At 60.2% G+C, this 18,959-nt stretch carries 15 protein-coding genes and 2 pseudogenes; 8 read left to right on the top strand and 9 right to left on the bottom strand.

Annotation, left to right across the window (positions count from 1 at the left end; all coding sequences use genetic code 11):
- Positions 1 to 23: 23 nt before the first annotated feature.
- The 3 genes from X742_RS143765 to X742_RS143775 all read left to right on the top strand — a co-directional run bounded on the left by X742_RS143765 (position 24) and on the right by X742_RS143775 (position 2,587).
- Positions 24 to 959 (top strand): SMP-30/gluconolactonase/LRE family protein, encoded by a 936-nt coding sequence (locus tag X742_RS143765; RefSeq protein WP_023774720.1) that lies wholly within the window; start codon positions 24 to 26, stop codon positions 957 to 959.
- A 65-nt stretch (positions 960 to 1,024) separates the two neighbouring features.
- Complete coding sequence (locus tag X742_RS143770) at positions 1,025 to 2,140, top strand: substrate-binding domain-containing protein (protein ID WP_031248450.1); 1,116 nt, start codon at positions 1,025 to 1,027, stop codon at positions 2,138 to 2,140.
- A gap of 114 nt (positions 2,141 to 2,254) precedes the next feature.
- On the top strand, positions 2,255 to 2,587 hold the full coding sequence (locus X742_RS143775) for a hypothetical protein (protein WP_023774718.1): 333 nt from the start codon (positions 2,255 to 2,257) through the stop codon (positions 2,585 to 2,587).
- Between the two features lie 169 nt (positions 2,588 to 2,756).
- On the opposite strand, the gene X742_RS143780 is transcribed toward X742_RS143775, so the two are convergent.
- From X742_RS143780 to X742_RS143800, 6 genes and pseudogenes are all read right to left on the bottom strand, one after another.
- The gene (locus X742_RS143780) at positions 2,757 to 3,335 is read right to left on the bottom strand and encodes an RES family NAD+ phosphorylase (RefSeq protein WP_245275619.1); all 579 of its coding nucleotides are present in this window, start codon (positions 3,333 to 3,335) and stop codon (positions 2,757 to 2,759) included.
- Between the two features lie 111 nt (positions 3,336 to 3,446).
- Entirely contained in the window at positions 3,447 to 4,136 is a 690-nt protein-coding gene (locus X742_RS1000000176040; RefSeq protein WP_023774715.1) for an antitoxin Xre-like helix-turn-helix domain-containing protein, read from the bottom strand.
- Between the two features lie 60 nt (positions 4,137 to 4,196).
- Positions 4,197 to 4,653, bottom strand: a pseudogene (locus tag X742_RS1000000173090) (Tn3 family transposase); the annotation flags it as partial.
- 588 nt (positions 4,654 to 5,241) lie between these two features.
- Positions 5,242 to 6,063 carry an aldo/keto reductase gene (locus X742_RS143790; protein ID WP_031248448.1) on the bottom strand — a complete coding sequence of 274 codons (822 nt, stop codon included), beginning with the start codon at positions 6,061 to 6,063 and terminating at the stop codon, positions 5,242 to 5,244.
- A gap of 74 nt (positions 6,064 to 6,137) precedes the next feature.
- Positions 6,138 to 7,019 (bottom strand): NmrA family NAD(P)-binding protein, encoded by an 882-nt coding sequence (locus X742_RS143795; RefSeq protein ID WP_023774712.1) that lies wholly within the window; start codon positions 7,017 to 7,019, stop codon positions 6,138 to 6,140.
- Positions 7,020 to 7,051: 32 nt separating this feature from the next.
- A complete protein-coding gene (locus X742_RS143800; protein WP_023774711.1) occupies positions 7,052 to 8,335 on the bottom strand; it encodes a serine hydrolase domain-containing protein in 1,284 nt (427 codons plus the stop codon).
- Between the two features lie 188 nt (positions 8,336 to 8,523).
- On the opposite strand from X742_RS143800, the gene X742_RS143805 reads away from it, so the two are divergent.
- From X742_RS143805 to nadE, 4 genes and pseudogenes are all read left to right on the top strand, one after another.
- Complete coding sequence (locus X742_RS143805; protein WP_023774710.1) at positions 8,524 to 9,423, top strand: LysR family transcriptional regulator; 900 nt, start codon at positions 8,524 to 8,526, stop codon at positions 9,421 to 9,423.
- A gap of 417 nt (positions 9,424 to 9,840) precedes the next feature.
- On the top strand, positions 9,841 to 11,046 hold the full coding sequence (locus X742_RS143815; RefSeq protein WP_084569659.1) for a recombinase family protein: 1,206 nt from the start codon (positions 9,841 to 9,843) through the stop codon (positions 11,044 to 11,046).
- A 2,500-nt stretch (positions 11,047 to 13,546) separates the two neighbouring features.
- On the top strand, positions 13,547 to 13,882 hold the full coding sequence (locus tag X742_RS143825; protein ID WP_023774704.1) for a hypothetical protein: 336 nt from the start codon (positions 13,547 to 13,549) through the stop codon (positions 13,880 to 13,882).
- Positions 13,883 to 15,261: 1,379 nt separating this feature from the next.
- Positions 15,262 to 16,088 (top strand): annotated as a pseudogene (gene nadE, locus X742_RS03910) (ammonia-dependent NAD(+) synthetase).
- Between the two features lie 129 nt (positions 16,089 to 16,217).
- Here nadE and X742_RS1000000173070 read toward each other — a convergent pair.
- Both X742_RS1000000173070 and X742_RS1000000173065 read right to left on the bottom strand, forming a co-directional pair.
- Positions 16,218 to 16,688 (bottom strand): OsmC family protein, encoded by a 471-nt coding sequence (locus tag X742_RS1000000173070; RefSeq protein ID WP_084569648.1) that lies wholly within the window; start codon positions 16,686 to 16,688, stop codon positions 16,218 to 16,220.
- A gap of 30 nt (positions 16,689 to 16,718) precedes the next feature.
- Positions 16,719 to 17,033, bottom strand: coding sequence for a DUF1272 domain-containing protein (locus X742_RS1000000173065; RefSeq protein ID WP_084569647.1), 315 nt, complete (start codon positions 17,031 to 17,033; stop codon positions 16,719 to 16,721).
- A gap of 62 nt (positions 17,034 to 17,095) precedes the next feature.
- On the opposite strand from X742_RS1000000173065, the gene X742_RS143830 reads away from it, so the two are divergent.
- A complete protein-coding gene (locus tag X742_RS143830; protein ID WP_023774700.1) occupies positions 17,096 to 18,118 on the top strand; it encodes a GlxA family transcriptional regulator in 1,023 nt (340 codons plus the stop codon).
- 27 nt (positions 18,119 to 18,145) lie between these two features.
- On the opposite strand, the gene X742_RS143835 is transcribed toward X742_RS143830, so the two are convergent.
- On the bottom strand, positions 18,146 to 18,940 hold the full coding sequence (locus tag X742_RS143835) for a DUF2066 domain-containing protein (RefSeq protein WP_023774699.1): 795 nt from the start codon (positions 18,938 to 18,940) through the stop codon (positions 18,146 to 18,148).
- Positions 18,941 to 18,959 lie beyond the last annotated feature (19 nt).

The raw sequence follows: 18,959 nt of genomic DNA, 5'->3' as shown, positions 1-18,959 counted from the left end.
CCGAACCATCCCGGGTCCATGACATGAGCGACTACGAGATTCTGGACGACCGCTTCCGAAAGCTGACGATCGGGCATGCCAAGCTCGAACGGCTGTGGACCGGCAGCCGCTGGGCGGAGGGGCCGGTCTACGTTCCCTCAGCAAAGCATTTGCTGTGGTCGGATATCCCTGACGACCGGTTGTTGCGCTACGACGAGAGCGACGGCTCGGTCAGTGTCTTCGAAACCCCTTGCAACAACCAGAACGGCCACACGCTTGATGGCGAAGGCCGCGTCGTCGCCTGCGAACATCGTGGCCGGCGCATCTCCCGGCTCGAGCATGACGGGCGCTGGCAGCCGCTTGTCGAAGCCATCAATGGCAAGCGGTTCAATTCGCCGAACGATGTGGTGGTCAAATCCGATGGGACGATCTGGTTCACCGACCCGGTCTACGGCATCGACAGCCACTATGAAGGCATGATTGCTCGGCCGGAGATCGGCGCGTCCCATGTTTACCGATTCGACGAAGTAACCGGCGACGTGGCAGCCGTCATTACCGATCTGGTGCAGCCGAACGGGCTGGCCTTTTCACCCGACGAGAGCATCCTCTTTGTGTCGGATACCGGCGCAAGCCATGTTCAGGGCCTGCCGCGGGCGATCAAGACCTATGATGTCGCCGTGGACGGACGCTCGCTGCGGTCGCACGGCACGCTCGCCGAATGCGAGGCAGGATTTTTCGACGGGTTCCGCGTCGATCGCGATGGCAACATCTGGGCCTCCAGTGCCGATGCGGTTCGCGTCTACGCGCCGGACGGGACGCTGATCGGGCGCATCCTGGTCCCCGAAATCGTCTCCAATTTGTGCTTCGGCGGTCCGAAGCGCAACCGGCTCTACATCACCGCGCAGACGTCGCTTTATTCCATCTATGTCAACGCGCATCCAGCCGGTTTGGGCCCGGTGGCTGGGCATGTCAGTCAGTGACCTGGCGCCCGAAGTCGAGTTCCGGAAGACCAGACTATTTTTTTGAAACCAAGGGAGGTACCAACATGCAACGCAGAACATTTCTAAAATCATCCGTCGCCTTGATGGCCATGACCATCGCTGCTCCGGTCCTGTTCGCCGGCCAGGCACGGGCGGACGCGATGGCCGACGCCATGGCGGTAGTCGAAAAATATGCGCAGAAAGTCACGGCCTGGGACGGCCCGACCACCGGTCCGAAGGCGCAGCCGGGCAAGACGATCGTCGTGCTCGCCGGCGATCTCAAGAATGGCGGCATTCTCGGCGTCACCACCGGCGTCGAGGAAGCGGCCAAGGCGATCGGCTGGCAGGTCAAGGTGATTGACGGCGCCGGTTCGATCGGCGGCCGCACCGCAGCCTTCGGCCAGGCGATGGCGCTGAAGCCGAATGGCATCGTCATCAACGGCTTTGACGCTGTCGAGCAGGCGCCGGCGCTGGAACAGGCTAAGGCCGCCGGCATCCCGCTGGTTTCCTGGCATGCCGGACCGGTGATCGGCCCCGACGAAAAGAGCGGCGTCTTCGCCAACGTCTCGACCGACGCCATGCAGGTCTCGACGGCTGCGGCCGACTGGGCCTATGCCGATGCCAAGGGCAAACCCGGCGTCGTCATCTTCACCGATTCGACCTACGCCATCGCCATCGCCAAGGCCGACAAGATGAAGGCGGAGATCGAGCGGCTGGGCGGCAAGGTGCTCGAATATGTCGACACGCCGATCGCCGAGACTTCGCAGCGCATGCCGCAGCTCACCACCTCGCTCTTGCAGAAATACGGCGATGCCTGGACGCATTCGCTGGCGATCAACGATCTCTATTTCGACTTCATGGGCCCTTCACTTGCCGCGGCCGGCAAAGCCGGCACCGACGCACCGATCAATGTCGCCGCCGGCGACGGTTCGGAATCGGCCTATCAGCGCATTCGCGCCGGCCAGTTCCAGAAGGTGACGGTGGCCGAGCCGCTCAACCTGCAGGGCTGGCAACTGGTCGACGAATTGAACCGCGCCATCGCCGGAGAAAAATGGTCGGGCTATCAGTCGCCACTGCATGTGGTGACGGCCGACAATGTCGAGTTCGACGGCGGCCCGAAGAACGCGTTCGACCCCGGCAACGGCTACCGCGACGGGTACAAGAAAATCTGGGGCAAATAGGCATTCTCCAACGCGGGCGCATCACGCGATGCGCCCGCAAGCCGGCATCCGCGACATTGGTTCGCAAAGGCGGATCTCCAATGTCCAAGCGCAAGAAAATCAGGAACCATCGTCATGATCATTCGCTACGCTCTCTTCGAAGGTGAGATACACGCCGGACGGGAGAGTGAGTTCCGGCATTTCGTGAGGGAGCGGTTGGTGCCGCTGTGGACGCAGTTTCCGGGCGCGGAAGAGGTGCGCGTCCTGGACGGAACGGCGCGGGACGAGGGCGCCCCCGCCTACGCCATGGCGCTCGCCATCAGCTATCCTGACATGGATAGCTGCAACCGCGCCCTCCAGTCCGAGGTGAGGTTCCAGAGCCGCGACGTAACCGGCGAACTGCTGAAGATGTTCACCGGCCGCGTGCATCATCATGTTTTCGAGGCCAATGAATACGCAACCAACTAATCTTTGATCGACGGTCCTGGCGCAAATGTTACGACAGCCTCGTGAGGCCCGCCATTGTCCGCCAAAAGCTGCTGGCGGTGACATCATGCTCGCCCTCGTTGGAGCGGGCAATTCCGACGATGATGGACCGGACGCAGACGGGCTTTTTGAACGACACCTGCGTCCGAGTTCATAGGCTGGCAATCGTGGGTGTGGGCGACCCCTGCCATTGAAGACGCCAAATGCCACCCTGTCTGAGATTTTGAACGAGATCGGGATAGAAGGCGGCGAGGCAGGTGCCGCTCTGATGTCTCACTGACGGGTAGACGATTCCAATCCCCTGTTCGTCTTTTCGGAGGCGCTTTGCCAGAGCCTGTCCCGCCGGATACGCTGTGGCCGGATCTGAATGCAGCACCGCATCGGTATGAGAGTCTGGCCCGCGCAAATCGTGAAACGACCCGACAAAATCAGCAACCAGCTCCGCATAGTCGGTGACATTGTCGAACCGATCGATCGCCTGCAGCTCGCGCGTCAAGTGGAACGAGACCTCGCCCAATGCCGTCTCCGCGTCAAAGGCACAATACCAGGTGCCGCGGTCGTCATCATTGAAGCGGTTGCCGCCCGGCCTCGTATAGGCGAATGCCGCATTGATAAAATTGTGCCCTGGCCGCCCGAATACCAGTTCGCGCGGGTCAAGGTCGGGCAGCCCACCTTCCTGGGCCTGCAGGCGACCGCTGGTGGCGCCTTCTAGCTCGGCCAGATCCTCCATGGCGCCGTGGTTTTCTGCCAGAGGAAGCAGGACAGGCTCCTTGAGTCGGCCAGTTGGGATCAGTCTGACGGTGTCACGCTGAGAAATGTCAGCGCGCGGCGGAAGTCTCATTCAAAGTCCGCCACGCAATGCATCGATATGACGGCGGACCTGCAGCAGTTTGGGGATGCCCCCTTCGATCATTATATCGAGAGGACGCCGGCCGCCATAGAGTGGACCCTTGTTGGGCAGCCGTATCCATTCATCACCCAGCTGTTCCGAGAACAGCAGCCGCAATCCCTTAAAGATACCAACAAGAGCACTGATCCGCGTCAAGGAATCCTGAGACAGGACTCCGTCCCATTCTCCCTTCTTCATCCGAAACCAGGTTCGCTCCGAAACATCACCGATGAGGGAGCAAATTTCTGTGCTTGTAAGCCGCCACAAATCTGCCAGGCGGACGACGCCGGTCACCGCAGCCGGTGTAAGCCGTTGCCGCGAAGCGGCGTCCGCAAGATTGGCCGGCGGCTTTATCGTTCCGAAGTCACGCGCAGCGTGGGCAACAGCCATTCCGAGCTCCTGTGATTTGGCAACTAATATACTGCCAATTGGCAGTTTTTCAAGAGCGAAGAATGATCTTCTGGAAAATCGGTCCTGGATCGGTGACCCCAAACGAAATCGCCCGGATCTTGGTTCGCGATGAAAGTTCGCGACCTCCTCGACGCTTGGCGGCCGCCGGATGGAGGTCGGACGATGCCTCTTGACGAAGTCGATGCTGACTTGCTCGAAGAACCGCTCGGCTGTGACATGTCCCTTGAGCATCTCGGGGTCGGAACAAGAGCAGTTCGAAGTCGTACGCTAAGGTCGAACGGAGCAGGAACGTTATGCGGCACATAGTAGCCGTGCCGGGAGGCGGAGCGACCTGAAGCCTTCCGGGAGATGCTGCTCGCCGTCCCAGGTGTAGATGCCCGTCAGGTTAATATGCTCCCAACTCAGCGGCGAGATATGCTTCAACAGCGTATCTGGGATGTTCCTTCCCGCTCGTTTGAGCTCTGTGACCGCGCGGTCGAGATAAACAGTGTTCCAGTGGACGATCGCGCTGACGACAAGATTGAGGCCCGATGCGCGGAATGCCTGACTTTCGAACGACCGGTCGCGGAGTTCGCCACGCCCATGAAAGAAGACGGCGCGTTTGAGTTTGTGCGCTGCTTCGCCCTTGTTGAGGCCGGCTTGGCAGCGCCGGCGCAGTGTCAGAGCTCGAGTACCATTCGATCATGAAAAGCGATCGCTCGATGCGGCCGAGTTCCCGAAGAGCCTTGGCCAGTTGGCTTTCCTTCGGTGGCTTTCAAAGCACATCGGGGCGCCGTCAACACCACCCTGATCCTCGATCACTGGGATGATCTGCTTCATCCGCGGCGTTGATCACCACCCGTGCCGTTGTGCCCTCGACGATCTTGAAGAAGCTCTCGGCAGTTTAAGTAATATCACATAGTTGCGAGAGACCGTGTGCAAAAATCGCACAGGAAAGTTCTGCTTCTCTTCTTTTTTTCGTCCCACGACGGAGCCGCCGACAGCCCTATTCGGACGCTCTTTTGCCGACGATATTGACCGCTCCATTGCGGACGTTCGCCGTGATATCCATGACCCTTATTGTCCGACGGGCGTCCAATTTGCCTGGGGTTCCTGGAAGCTTTTCGAACTTACTGCGTCGCGCGTCAGCCCGAATTGCGGTTGCTTATGGACAAAGTGGGACACTAGATTCGGTTTTTGGATAGCTTTGAAGGCAGCGACTTCTGACACATGCGCCAGATAGCGCGTCAGCGCGAACTTCCAAGCGTGCTACCTTTTGAACGGCGGCCCCAATGCTGCCGGGCGGTAATGCGCCTCCTTATCCTTTGAGCCTAGCCGTGATTAACGAACCTGCGTTTCAGGCCTCCCAGTTTGGAGCAAAAGGAGGGTCCACGTAACGTAGGTCCTTCGGCAAAGCCGCGATGGTCGCGCGGTCCTGATCGTCGAGGCGAATGTTGAGCGCATCGAGATTGGCTATCTGGCTCGAGGGGTGAGCGGCTTTGGGAATCGCGATGACTCCTTCCTGGTCCAGAAGCCAGGCGATGGCGATCTGGGCGGCGGTGGCGCTGTGCTTTTCACCGATCCTGGCGAGGACGGGATCCTTTGCGGCCCGACCCTGCGCAAGCGGCGCATAGGCGGTCATCGGAATACCCTTGCCACGAAGATAATCCAGCATCGGCGTCTGCGACAGGAACGGATGATATTCCACCTGATGAACGGCGATGGGGGCGCCGATATCCTCAACAGCGCGCCGGATCATGGGCATGTTGAAGTTGCAGACGCCTATGGCGCGGGCCAGCCCTTCTTCCTTCAGTTTGGTGATCGCTTCCAACGTCGCACCCATCTTCATGTTCGCCGACGGCCAATGGACCAGAAAGAGATCGACATGGTCGAGACGAAGCTTGCCGAGGCTGGCATCGAACGATCGGCGCAGGGCGTCGGGGGCAAGCTTGTCGTGCCAGACCTTGGTGGTGATGAAGAGATCCGCACGCTTCAAGCCGGAAGTGGCGAGTGCGGTCCCGACGGCGGCTTCGTTGTCGTACATGGCTGCCGTATCGATATGTCGGAAACCGAGGGCAAGCCCGCTTTCGACCACGGATCGGGCGGCATCGCCCGGCATCCGGAATGTACCAAGCCCCAGACGGGGGATGGCGACGCCTTGAGTTTCAACCGTTTCCATGATCGTTCCTTTCAATTTGCGAGGGACGCGGCGGCAGAGGCAGAAGCCGTCCGCCGCCCGTTCTCCCGGCGGGCTCAGGCGGTCTCGCTCGCGGCCGCCTGCCGGACCAGCGCTTCGATCACCTGCTCAAGTGACGTCGTGCCCATGGCACGGTTTTCGCCGTCTGCCTTGAAGTCGATCCAGCCTTCGTTGAAGCCGTCGAGCATGCGCATGCGCGGCTGTGGGTTACGCGTACCCTGGGCACGGAACAGGTCCTCCCAGCTTTCCCGAGGGACGATCTCCACCCGCACCGGATGCCCGAGCACCGACGCGAAGGCATTGGCGAGATCGTTGGGCGAGACCCGTGCGGGGCCTTCCAGTTCCACGACCCGCTTGCCGATCCATTGCTCGCGGATCAGATCTGTGGCAAGCCGGCCGATATCCTGCGTCGCCACCATGGCGAAGGTCTTGTCGGCAGGCTGGAGGAAACTGTGCAGCACGCCTTCATCGCGGGCCGGCGCGACGTCCCAGGCCGCATTTTCCATGAACCAGCCGGGCCGCAGGAAGGTGACGGGAAGATCGAGCTCGCCGAGGGCTTGTTCCAGCATCGTCCGCTGGCTCAACAGATTGTCCTCTTCCGCGTCGGCGCCGATGGTGGAGAGGCAGACGACTCTTTCCGGGCGGGCAGCAAGGAGAGCGGTCGTCAGCACCTCATTCTGCTTCGCCGCTTCCGGATAGCCGGGCGCCGGGTCGAATTCCGATGGCGGCAGGATGAACACGCCAGTGGCGCCCTTGAAGGCGGCAGCAAGCTGCGCGGCGGCGTCCATCTCGGCAAAGGCGATTTCGCAACCTCGCTTGCGCCAGATTTCCGCCTTGGCGGGGTCGCGCAGCACCGCACGGACCGGTTCTCCGGCATCGATCAGGGCGTTCGCCAGCGCGCCGCCGACCTTGCCAGTAATTCCTGTAATCGCATACATGATATGTCTCCTGGTGTTGAGGTCGGGATTGATCAGGCGAGGCTGTCGTAGAGGCCGCGCTCGAATGTGCCGTAGAGCTTCACGACCTTTTCGTCGTAGAAGGGCAGAAGCTGGGTGAAGATGGCTCCGGTCACCTTCCTGACCGGGTCGAGCCAGAAATAGCAGTTGAGCAGGCCGGCCCAGGAAATGCTGCCTGCCGACCGACCGTTCGGCCCGGGCAGCGTGTTGATGTCGAACGAATATCCCCACTTGTGGGGCTCGCCGGGAAACTGGTCGAAGCTCTGCGAATAGGCAGGCTGGGCGGTCCTCATGGCATGGACGTCGAGGTCGCCGATCTGGTTGCGCATCATCGACTCGACCGTTTCCGGCTTCAGCACCCGTACGCCTTTATGAGTGCCTCCGTTCAGCAGCATCCGCAGGAAGGCCATGTAGTCGCGCGGCGTACTGAAGCCGCCGCCGCCGCCCATGAAGAATTCCGGCCGCTGGGGCATTTCGAAGGGCGCGGGCGTAAAGCCGCCGTCTTCGCGACGGTTATGGAAGGTGGCGACCCTGGCCTTCTGCTTGCTTCCGATCAGGAAGCCTGAATCGGTCATGCCGAGCGGGGCGAAGATGTTCTCGCGGAAATAGACTTCCAGTGACTGGTCGCTGACCGCTTCCACCAGCTTTCCGACCCAGTCCATGCTGATGCCGTATTGCCAGCGTTCGCCGGGGTCGAATTCGAGCGGTGCCAGGAAGGCGCCGTTCTTGCATGTGGCGATGTCCGGCATGCCGGTGACGTTCTCATATCGGGTTAGAGCATCGCTCCAGATCGAATAGGTATAGCCGGAGGTATGTGTGAGCAGGTGACGCACCTTGATGGCCCGCTTGGCCGGACGCAGGCGCGGCTTGCCGTCGCTGTCGAAACCCTCCAACACCATCGGATTGGCGAGTTGTGGCAGATATTTCGCCGCATCGTCCTCGGGATTGATCCTGCCCTGCTCGATTAGCTGCATGCAGGCCGTGGCGGTGAAAGCCTTCGTCATGGACAGTAGCCAGAATACCGTATCGGTGCGCATCGTTGCTCCGGTGACGGTATTGGCCTTTCCGAAGGTTCCTTCGTAGATCATGCTGTCTGGTCCTGCCGCGGTGGCAACGACGCCGGCGACGGTACCGTCCCGCACCGCCTGATCCATGGCCATGTCGATGGACTTGAAGTTGCCGGACCGCGCTTGCGGGTTGGCCGCGAGTGCGTGGACTGGCGTATTCACGGCGGCCGCGCCCACCGCCAGCAAAAGGCCGCCGCGCGCCAACAGGCTTCTGCGTGAGATCGCATTCATGGATGAATTCCTTCTCTGCAAGGCCGGAGACTCCCGCGGTCCGGTGTGCCGCTGCGCCGTCCGGGCGCTCAAAAATCATCTATGGGAAGCGATGCGATGATTCACGCGCAATAAAATCAAAGATAAGATGACTCAAAATCATCATGATGGGACGTTTGAGATCACCGGCCTTGCAAAGGAGAGAGGGCATGAGTTTCGACACGCGGTTGTTGACCGGGGTCGGCGTTTTCGGGGCGGTGATGGAAGCGGGCAATTTTGTGCGGGCCGCAGATGTTCTCGGTCTCACGCCATCGGGGGTCAGTCGTGCGGTGGCGAGGCTCGAACAACGCGTCGGTGTCAGGTTGTTCGACCGCAATCCGCGCGAGGTCACGCTGACGGAGGAGGGCGCCCGCTTCCATGCCCGGATAATGCCGCTGCTGGCCGGACTGGAGGAGGCGGCCTCCGAAGCCGCCGGTTCGGCGGCATTCGTCGGCGGACGGCTCAGGGTTTCGATCGATCCCTGGTTCGCGCGAATGGTGCTGGCGCCGAGGATCGGTGAATTCCTGGCACGCTACCCCGCACTGTCCCTCGATCTGACCACCAGCAACTATCGCGAAGAGATGATGAGCGGCGCGGATGTCGCCGTGCGCTTCGGTCCGCCGGACGAATCCTCGCTGATCGCGCGCAAACTGCTGGACGTACCGGTGCTGACCTGTGCCGCCCCAAGCTATCTCGACCGTCACGGCATTCCAGCCACGCCCCACGACCTGATGCACCACGATTGCATCCTATTTCGCGACCCGCAGACCGGGCGGCCGTTTACCTGGGAATTCCGAGGGGATAACGGAGTTATCGAGATCAAGGCGTCGGGGCGGTTGGTCATGGACGATCCCTCCGCTGCCGTCGCGGCCGGTCTCGCTGGGCAAGGCATATTCCAGAGTCTTGCTATCGGCCTCGATGAGTGGCTTGAGAGCGGGGCGCTCACGACGATCCTTGCGGAATGGTCCGACGAGCAGTTTCCGCTTTACACCTATCATCCGTCACGCCACATGCCGCCGGCAAAAGTGCGGGCTTTTCTGGATTTTGTGCAACGGATCGCGGCGGCGTAGCGCGGGGGCATTCTTGCCGCGCACGACCCTGGCTGTCCGCCGGCAAAATGCTTGCCGCCTCGCGTGATGGTGTTGCATATCGGTCATATGAGCCGACAGGGAGCGATCACGCCACGCATCGAGCGGCCGACGCAATCAGCGACTCAGCCGCTGGAAATCATCGCCTTGCGGCGGGTGACGCATGCTACAGCTTTGTCGACGGGTACATGGTCGAGAAACTCGGCGACCGCCTTCGCACGCGCGTGGACATTTGCGCCCAGGCGATTGCCTCTGGTTTTGGAGAGGATGTGAGCTTTCCGTAAGACAACGGCGCGTTGTCATTGAAAACCGTTGCGCCGCTGTTGCCTTGCAGCCGAGATCCACCTCGCCAAGGAAGGCGTGGTGTTGTCGCGAGACTCGCGATCCTCGGAAAAGTTCATGCATGGCATCAAGGTGCTGATGGCCAAAAACTACATCGACAACCTTTCTGAGGAAGCCCGGAAAGGGCAGATGGAAAAGGCGGAACAGGGGATCTGGCCGTCCAAGGCGCCGCTCGGCTATCTCAATGTCACGGCCAAGGACGGTAAGAAGGTCATCGAGCCGGACCCGGTGGTAGCGTCGGCTATCACCAAGCTATTCACGCGCTACGCGACCGGCCAGTATTCACTCAAGGCGCTCACGAAGGCGGCGCATTGCGACGGCCTCATCCATCCAAAGAGCGGCAACCCAGTACCGGTCAGTACCGTGCACACGATTTTGCGCAATCGGCTCTATACGGGCCTGTTTCAATGGAATGGCAGGCTGCACCAGGGCAAACACGAGCCTCTGGTATCGATCGACCTCTGGGAGCGGGTCCAGGGCGTCCTGGCAGGCCGGAACGCGACCCCTATCCATTCCTATGGTTATGAGTTCGCCTTCTCGGGTCTCATGACCTGCGCTGAGTGCGGCTGTGCGGTCGTAGCGGAGGTCAAGAAGAAGGGGAAATACATCTACTACGACTGCACGGGACATGCGGACAAAGGCCGGGGCGGCTATGCCGACTGTCGTCGCAAATATGTTCGCGAGGAGGTGCTGGATAAGACCTTTGCGGGCCTCCTGGACCAACTCCATTTCGATGAGGACGTTCTGGAATGGGTACGCGACGCGCTGAAGGCGAGCCATGCAGATGAGCGGCGGGAGCAGGAACAGGCGATCGAGCGGTGTCAGACGCAGTACAAGCGTCTCGAAGACCGCCTCAACGCCATGTACCTGGACAAGCTCGACCGTCGCATCGACAATGCCTTTTACGACCGCATGTCGGCGCAATGGCGCGTCGAACAAGCGCGCCTGCTGCGTGAGATAGAGCGCCATGGCGAGGCGCAAGAATCATACACGGACGATGGAATTCAACTGTTTGAGCTAGCCCGCAACGCCAGCCAAATGTTCACTCGTCAGGCCCCAAATGAGAAAAAACGACTGCTGAATCTGGTGCTGTCGAACTGCGAATGGAATCGCGGCGAGATCCGCGCAGTCTTCAGGCAACCGTTTGATTTACTTGCGGAAACGGCCGCGTCTGCGGCAAATGCACAAGCTCGTGGGGATGTGTCGTTGACGAGGCATCCAATTTGGCTGGGGTTCCTGGAAGCTTTCGAACTTTCTGGGTAGCCGACGAGGTCCTTCGGGGTGGCCGTGGCTGGCGCATACGTGCCCTCCGGATCATTTCGCGGGTTCCAGCCCCGCCTGTCAGGCCCGATGGGACCTTCAGCACCGGTTGGGCCTTGGCTGCCCGTGGGGCCGGTGTTGCCCTGCGGACCTGTGTTGCCTGCTGGACCCTGAATGCCCTGAGGACCTTGGATGCCGGCGAGGCCCTGGATGCCTTCCAGGCGCGGCCTACGCAGCACTCATATGCACGGCTGCAATGGCGGATAGGGCGTCAGCTCAGGATGCCGGGAGAGCATTCCTTTTGGCTGCCTCGGCACAGGGGAAACTAGATGTCGCTCCTTTGGTTCAGCCCCAACGTCCCTGTTAGGACGGAGGTCGGGCATCGCTACAATTGCAACAATGTCCAGGGAGCCATCACGGAACTCCTGAAGTGGTCCAAACGCGGCCGTAAGCCGCAGATAGCTGCGGACCTCTGCCTCGACGCGCTGGATCATAAGGTCAGACCCGAGGTCCTCCGAGACGCCTTCCGCGAGGCTGCTGCTGAGCAAGGGGTTCTGCTTCCCACGCTATGGCTCCCGCGTGCTGTGCCGCATAGTGCCGGCCATCTGGTCACCCGCTGTGGAACCCTTTTGGCGACTAAACGTTGGGGGCGCGGGTTCGTCGGGGGCTTCCTCATGGTTTCAACCGAGCATTACGCCTGGTTGCGGCTCCTCAGGTCGAGGGACTTTCGGACACAGCTCCCGAGAGTCCTAGGCCTGGGCGTGGAGCTAACTCTGCCTGATCCTTGGGTGGCCCGGCTAGAGAACCTTGACAAGGCTGAGATCGCCCATGAACTTGCCAGCAAAAGAATGCCACCATCGCCATCCATTGGTTCTTCCACCGGTCCCCATAAGGACCACCCAGGCCGGGGTTCAGCTCCACCTCAACAACGTTGAGGCTGCCTACTCGGAACTGCTGAAGTGGCAACCGCGGACCCCACTGGAACCGTGCGGTGAGCGTTTGCATGGCCGCTCTGATTGATCTAGCGACACCCGAGGAGGTCCGAAAGCTCTTTAGGCTGGCTGCCGAGAAGGAGGGAGTCATCCTACGAGATCGGGATTGAGGAGGTCTCCAGTGTCCCTATTTCCCTAAGCCACCCTAGGCCATGCTGGTTGATCCCAGCACTCCAGACCTTGCCCCGCCGCCTCACGGTGGCGGGCCTTTTCATTTTAGCGGCGGCTTGGAAATGGTCGGCAGATGTTGTTGCAAAGGGGAGAGCGATGAAAAAGATTTACGAGAAGCCGACGTTAGTGAGGCGTGTGAGGCTCGGAACTGTAACAGCCCTCACGGTGATTTCGAAGACGGCTGGCTAAGCATCCAGGAATTAGCCGTCACTCCTTCGGGGGTGACGCCTTTTTGCGTTCGGGAACTGTTTCAGCGCCAGCTAATTGTGTAGCGCGCGCCCGGTTCTTCAGCGGCTGGCTGCTGGCCAACGTTCGGGATGACCTTGGTCGGCCCGCGCTTTTCTGCCGAGGGGCGGGGGCTTCCGGGGTCGCAGGGCGCGCACTCAAACCGAGCGCGGCAACTGGCGATCCTGGGCATAGATGGAGCGTGCCAGCACGTCTAGGCGCTTGAGCGCCTCACTCGGCTGATCTGAAACAACCATGTCCTGATCTCTCGCGGCTTTGACAAAGGCTGCAAACGCGACGGATTGCCGGCAGGTTCCTGCCTNTTCGGCCACCGACGAGATGGCCGTCGTCGTTTGGAGGTTCATAAATGCAATCCGCACAGGCAGGAAAGCGCTCAAGGTCAGACCCTCCTCGACGATGATGAGGTTCCCAACTTTTCAGGCTCAAATTGGTTGCAGTAGCCGCTCCTTTTGCTCGCAACCACGAGATAGCGGTTGCCCTATTATCACGACCAGCCAGCAACATTACTCGCTCCCCGTTCATGTTGTTGGGCCGCGAGGCGTTAACTGATACCGCGCCATGATGCTACGTAGCCATTTGACGAGGCTGATCTGTGCTGGTCGGCTGTCCGCTTCTTTGATGGCTGTTTCCAGCGTCAGTGCGACTAAATTGTCGGCCGCCGCCGACTGGGCCCGGTAGGAGCGGCCAAGAGTCTAATCGCGGCGATCAGCCGAGAGTCGGTGGCTTCCGACCAGTCGCGATCGATAGTGTGCTCGAACGACCGAAGGCTCTTGCAGTATTCACACATAGCTCTCATCCCCGTTTTGGGCGAAAGCACGTCTGTATGCCGGAACGGCGGGCGACGACGCGAGCATATGTTTGTTAGTATTTCTGGCAACAAATAACTTGACTGGGGTGGAGAGTCGGCCGACGCTTTAGCTACACCGCCGGCCAAGCGGCCTTCAGGTCCGCCACGCGCTCACAAATCCGAATGGCTAGGTAGATTCGCTATCTGCCTCAATAGGGCGTACGGTGCCCTGGTCGCCCGTGAGATTTACCGGCAATCGGACGCTTGGAAGTGACAATCATGCTTTCGCCCTACAAGGGAAAAAGCGATGTTTCACAATGGCTCTGCCGAATCTGCGCAACTTTCGATGCTCGCCAGGGTTCTCAGCAACTACTGCAACGAGGCTGGTATCCCTGCATGGCACCCCGCAAAAGAGCAGTTCAGACGGCGGCTCATGATCCTATTTCGATCCGGGATAAACCAGCCGGACGATTTGAAAGCTCAAATGAACTCCGGCTATGATGAATGGCTCGGCGAGATCGGCGCGACCGCCCATTTAACGCCGCCGAGCCTATCCACCGAAGACCGCCTTGTAGATGACAATATCTTGCCGAGATGGGATCTTCGAGGCAGACCAGTGCCTCGCAAAAGCAATGGCGGTTAGCGCCCATTAGGGTGCTACACCCGGGCATGAGCAAAGACCCGGCGTTCATCGTGTATGGTCCACCTGCGAAGGGTTTCCCCTTCCTGGCCGTCATCCTAAAACCAGATGGCACAGCCAGCGCCCCTTCAATACCGGAGAAGAGGCTTCACTCTTCAACCGGGAGGCAGCGACAGCGCTTGGGCACGGCATCTAGGCGGGCGGCGGCTACGCCTAGGGCTGGATAGCTACACGCGGGTGTAGATGCCAGCTTGGGGAAAGTCCCGTAGATCATTAGCGCCTGAGAGCTACCGCGCCGGCCACGCGACCCAACCGATCAATGAGCCTGTGCTTGACGGTGTGCCTTGTGGGCGCGCGGCGGCGTGGCTGTCTGGGGAGGTGCGCTGAGACTTGCCCGGCTCGTTTATTCGAATGACGCCAGCTCGGCAGCCAAAACGTTAGCTTGGTTTTAGGGCTGGCGTCGCTGCCAGCCATGCTCGGCGGTTCTGCCCCGCGTGCCCCTTAATCGCCGAGCCGCTATTTCGCAGACATGCTAAGTAGCTCGTACATGTCAAACAGGCCCAGTGCAGACCAAGCGCCGGGCCTTTTCTTTTTGGATCTACCGGCCGATCGTGTCTGACTCGCCGGCAAGCCGATCTAGCAGCTTGCGGGATTCCTCGATTACGCGACGCGCTGTCCGATGGTCCAGCGAAGATCATCAATCTGTGCCGCCGCCCTTCCTTGTGCACGCGCGCACTCTCGTTGACGAACATGCCAATTTCCCACGGTTCCATCCTTCAGACCCGTTGGATACTATTTCGAACGTAACTTTTACCACAAGCAGCGGTTCGCTACTAAGGGCCGGCCTTCGCTAAGCCAGGTCTCCGCTGCCTCTCGGCTATTCGCAGCTATGGGCTTCAGCAAGCGGTTGCTGATCCTTCTGCATCTGATGGATGGTGAGAGATCGGTGTCGGAGATGGTCTCTCTAATTGGTGCGTCACGGACCGCCCTTTCACAGCATTTGAGCGGAATGGCCAAACTCGGCATTGTCAAATCCCGCACCCAAGGCAAACGGCGGTTCTATTCCTGTACGTCGGAGCAGGCGAAGATGGTCGTCAGCTTCCTCAGTGACCTCGCTATTTCACGGGCGAGCTTAATCAACACCGTACAAACTCCCGATCGAGGTTGGCGTCAACGCACTGCGAGACCTCCAATCGCCTGATTTGACGCAGGTTTGAAATGACCAGCAGCCCTCTTCGGGCAAGGTGATGAGCCACCGCCCTGGCTTGAGGGCATCGGCTCGGCTATCAAAACACTTTCCGGTTTGCCACACAGGCTAAGACCGGGTCGCCAAACCGGAAGCGGCACCACGACTGCCTTGGAACACAGGAGCAGCAAGGAACATGAAAGAACAAGAAGCGATCATCAGCGCCTTGGGCGTCGCTGCGAGTTTCGATGCCGCGGTGGAGGCCCGCCGGCGCATCGACTTTTTAAGCGGGTACCTGCGTGCAGCCGGCCTCAGTACGTATGTGCTGGGCATAAGCGGCGGGGTGGATTCGCTCGCGGCGGCACTTCTGGCTCAACGAGCCGTAAGCGAACTGCGGGGCGCAGGATACGACGCCAAATTCCTTGCTGTCCGACTGCCGTATGGCACACAGGCCGATGAGAAGGACGCCCAGCGGGCACTCGACACCGTCGGAGCGGACGAAGCGCACAGGCTCGACATCAAACCGGCGGCCGACGCAATGCTCGACTCGATCAGGTCGGCTGGCGTGGAGCTTGGCGATGCTCGTCGGCAGGATTTCCTGCTGGGCAACATAAAGGCCCGTCAGCGGATGATCGCCCAGTTCGCCCTCGCCGCTGCCAGACGAGGACTGGTCATTGGTACCGATCATGCGGCCGAGGCAATGATGGGCTTCTTCACCAAATTTGGCGACGGCGCCGCTGACCTTCTTCCCCTTTCCGGGCTAAACAAACGCCGGGTGTGGGCGCTAGCGGCGCATCTGGGCGCTCCCTCGCAACTCGTCAACAAGGTGCCGACCGCAGATTTGGAGAACCTGGTGCCGCTTCGTCCTGACGAAGATGCATACGGGTCACCTATGATCAGATCGACGACTTCCTCGAAGGTAAGGAAATCGACGAAGCGGCGCGACAACGTATCCTTGATGCGTATTTCAGCACCGCTCACAAGCGCTCGCTTCCGGTGGCCCCCGATCTCTCGCTCCGCTAGCAGCGTTTGTTCCGTGCGACCGTCGGACCGACACCCGGCGCTGGGCGGCATTGGGCGGCCGAGCCGCTTGAACATCAATGCATTTGAAGTTGAAGGGTGAGACCGCACGCTGGGGTGCCGTTCTCTCGTTCACAATTTTCGGTAATCGGCCTCAACAAGAATTGGGAAATTGACGGAACGCGCGATGTAGCAAACCTCATGAATTCGATGATGGATGGCTTCAGCCTTGTGAAGATCGATGCCGCTTTCGACCTCAATCCTGGGCCGCAATGTGATGCCCACAAAACGCCCGGCTCCGTTTGGCTCGCTCTCTCCATGGCCCACCGGTTCATCAGTATATGAGTGGACGACAATTCCCGCGTCGCTCCCCAGATGCAGGTACCAAAGCATGTGGCAGGCCGAAACTGATGCGAGGAGGAGATCTTCGGGGTTGGGTAGCGCCGGATTGCCCCCAAGCAGCGGGTCGTTGGAGCACTTTATCACAGGCTTTCCAATCGTGGTTATATCCCATGTCCGGTCGTAGCCCCGATACGTTCTGGTGCCCTCGCCGCGATTGCCGGTCCATCCTATGCGGCAGGTGTAGTCGTGGAATTTAGGCATTGCTATATCTCTTCTGTGTTTGGATTTTCTCTATCGGCCCTCCGGCGCCACGTCGCGCAGGCGCCTCGCCAGCTCTGCGACCTGGTCTGCTGTCCACTCCGAGTGTGTTCGTCGGCAGCTCGCTGGATTGTGCTCAAGCCCGAGACAGGAGCCTGCGCGCCACTCACGACCGGGCCGGATCGGCCTTGCTGAAAAATTTCCGCCGCAAGTCGGGCAGACGTCGTGCAGGACCGTCGAAACGCACTCTGCACAATAGGTGCACTCGTAGCTGCAGATTCGGGCCTCCGAACTGCCCGGGGGCAGATCGCGGTCACACCATTCGCAATTGGGCCTGAGCTCGAGCATGGATCATACCTCCTTTCCTCGCCGTCTGGATTGCACAAGGTTCTCGTGGCATAAATGCCATTATGACCTCGAATTCTGCCAATGCGCACCGCGAAAGACTGATCGCCTTTCTGCTGTTCGAGCGCACGAAGCTTCTCGATGTCACCGGCCCGCTGCAGGTCTTCAATGACGCCAAGCGAGCAAGCGGAGAACCTGCATTTCGTACCATTCTTGTCTCGCAACGAGGCGGGCCGATCGAGACGGATGCTGGCGTTGCTCTCCACACCGTCAGTTTCGATCATTGCAGTAAGTTCACAATCGACACACTGCTGATTTCAGGCGGGGGAACGGCCTTAGAGGCTGCAAGATCCAGTTCTCTTCGGGGTTGGTTGATCAAACAAGCAAACGACGTGCGTCGGCTTGGCTCCATTTGTCTGGGAGCGTTCATTCTGGCCGAGTGCGGTCTGTTGGATGGCCGACGCGCCACGACCCATTGGGAGCGTTGCGCGGAACTTGCAGAGCGATTTCCTGCGATCGACGTCAGGCCGGATCCCATTTTTGTACGATGCGGGGCCGTATGGACGTCGGCAGGGGTGAGCGCCGGCATCGACATGGCCCTGGCAATGGTTGAGGAAGACCTCGGGCACACGACAGCCTTGGCAATCGCACGGGAGTTGGTCCTGTACCTGAAACGCCCCGGCGGACAATCCCAATTCAGCACTGCGCTTCGTCAACAAATCAGAGACCGCGTCGGCCGCTTCGAGCGTCTGCATGCTTGGATTAGGGAAAATCCTGGCGCCGATCTGTCCGTCCCGGCACTTTCATCCTTCATGGCCATGAGCCCGCGGAACTTCGCCCGGGTCTATTCAAAGGAGAATGGACAGACCCCAGGACGAGCCGTCGAGGCTCTGCGGGTTGAGACGGCACGAGACCTTCTGGAGACCAGCCGCCAATCTGTCCAGCAGATCGCCCATGCGGTTGGGTTCGGCGATCCTGAGACATTCCGGCGGGCTTTTGTAAAATCGCTCGGGGTTGCTCCAAGCGACTACAGGAGCCGATTTGGCAGACCCCTCTTAATTGAGAGTGGAACCGACCAAGTTGGTTAGCCCTCCCACAATGTCACGGCACCTGCGCTATTTGGCCGGTCGCATGCGCTTGGCGGCACCTCCGATTGCGTTGCGAAAGGCAGCATCGAAATTTACGCCGGCTATCTCCCACCTTTTATCTTCTGTACCAAGTGGCAGGCGCCAAGCCGCATGCCAGCCCGGCTCTTTGGTTTCCCAATCGAGGTGGCCGACCAAGATCTCGTCAGCTCCCAACCTGGATTTCAGTCTGGCCAGGCTCTCATCAGGTATTGCATCGACGTTTTCCAGCACGAGCGCCGATACATCGGCCTCTTTCGCAAATATGATCGGTATCGCGAAGCGGGCCGAAGCATCTTCAAAGCTTGCGCGCAGGTCCGATCCGTGGACGCCATCGGCGGCGAGTACATACCTGCGTGCCATATCGGTAACCTCGACGACGAGCGCCAGCTTTGGGCGCGCCCCCAACCACGGCCTCTCGCCCAGCAGCGCCATCGCATGGTCCATTCGCTTCCGGTCGAACTGGAACGTGAGATCGAAAGGGCGATCGCGTGTGCCCTGCTCGTCGTGAATTGGCCTGCCGAACATGCGGTCATGATAGGTGTAGGACCAAACCATGGCAGGCGCCCCGGTCGCCAGCGAAGCGAAGGTTGGATTGTGCACGACGTCGGGATTTCCGGTCAGCTTTTGCGCTGCCAGTGCGAAACCCTCCGGGATGGCAGGGACGCGCGTTTCCTCACGATCTCCGGTGACGATCACGCTTGAGCGATAAAGGACATCGTCGTTTGCGTGGGCAGTGATTGCAAACGCAAACCAGGACAAGACCGTCAACAGAGGCTTCTTCATTTGACCCTTCTGCCCTCTT

The sequence above is a fragment of the Mesorhizobium sp. LNHC229A00 genome (genome assembly GCF_000502415.1).
Classification (GTDB): Bacteria; Pseudomonadota; Alphaproteobacteria; order Rhizobiales; family Rhizobiaceae; genus Mesorhizobium.
The sequence above is the reverse complement of the archived record's forward strand: the minus strand, read 5'-3'. Positions and strand labels throughout refer to the sequence as shown.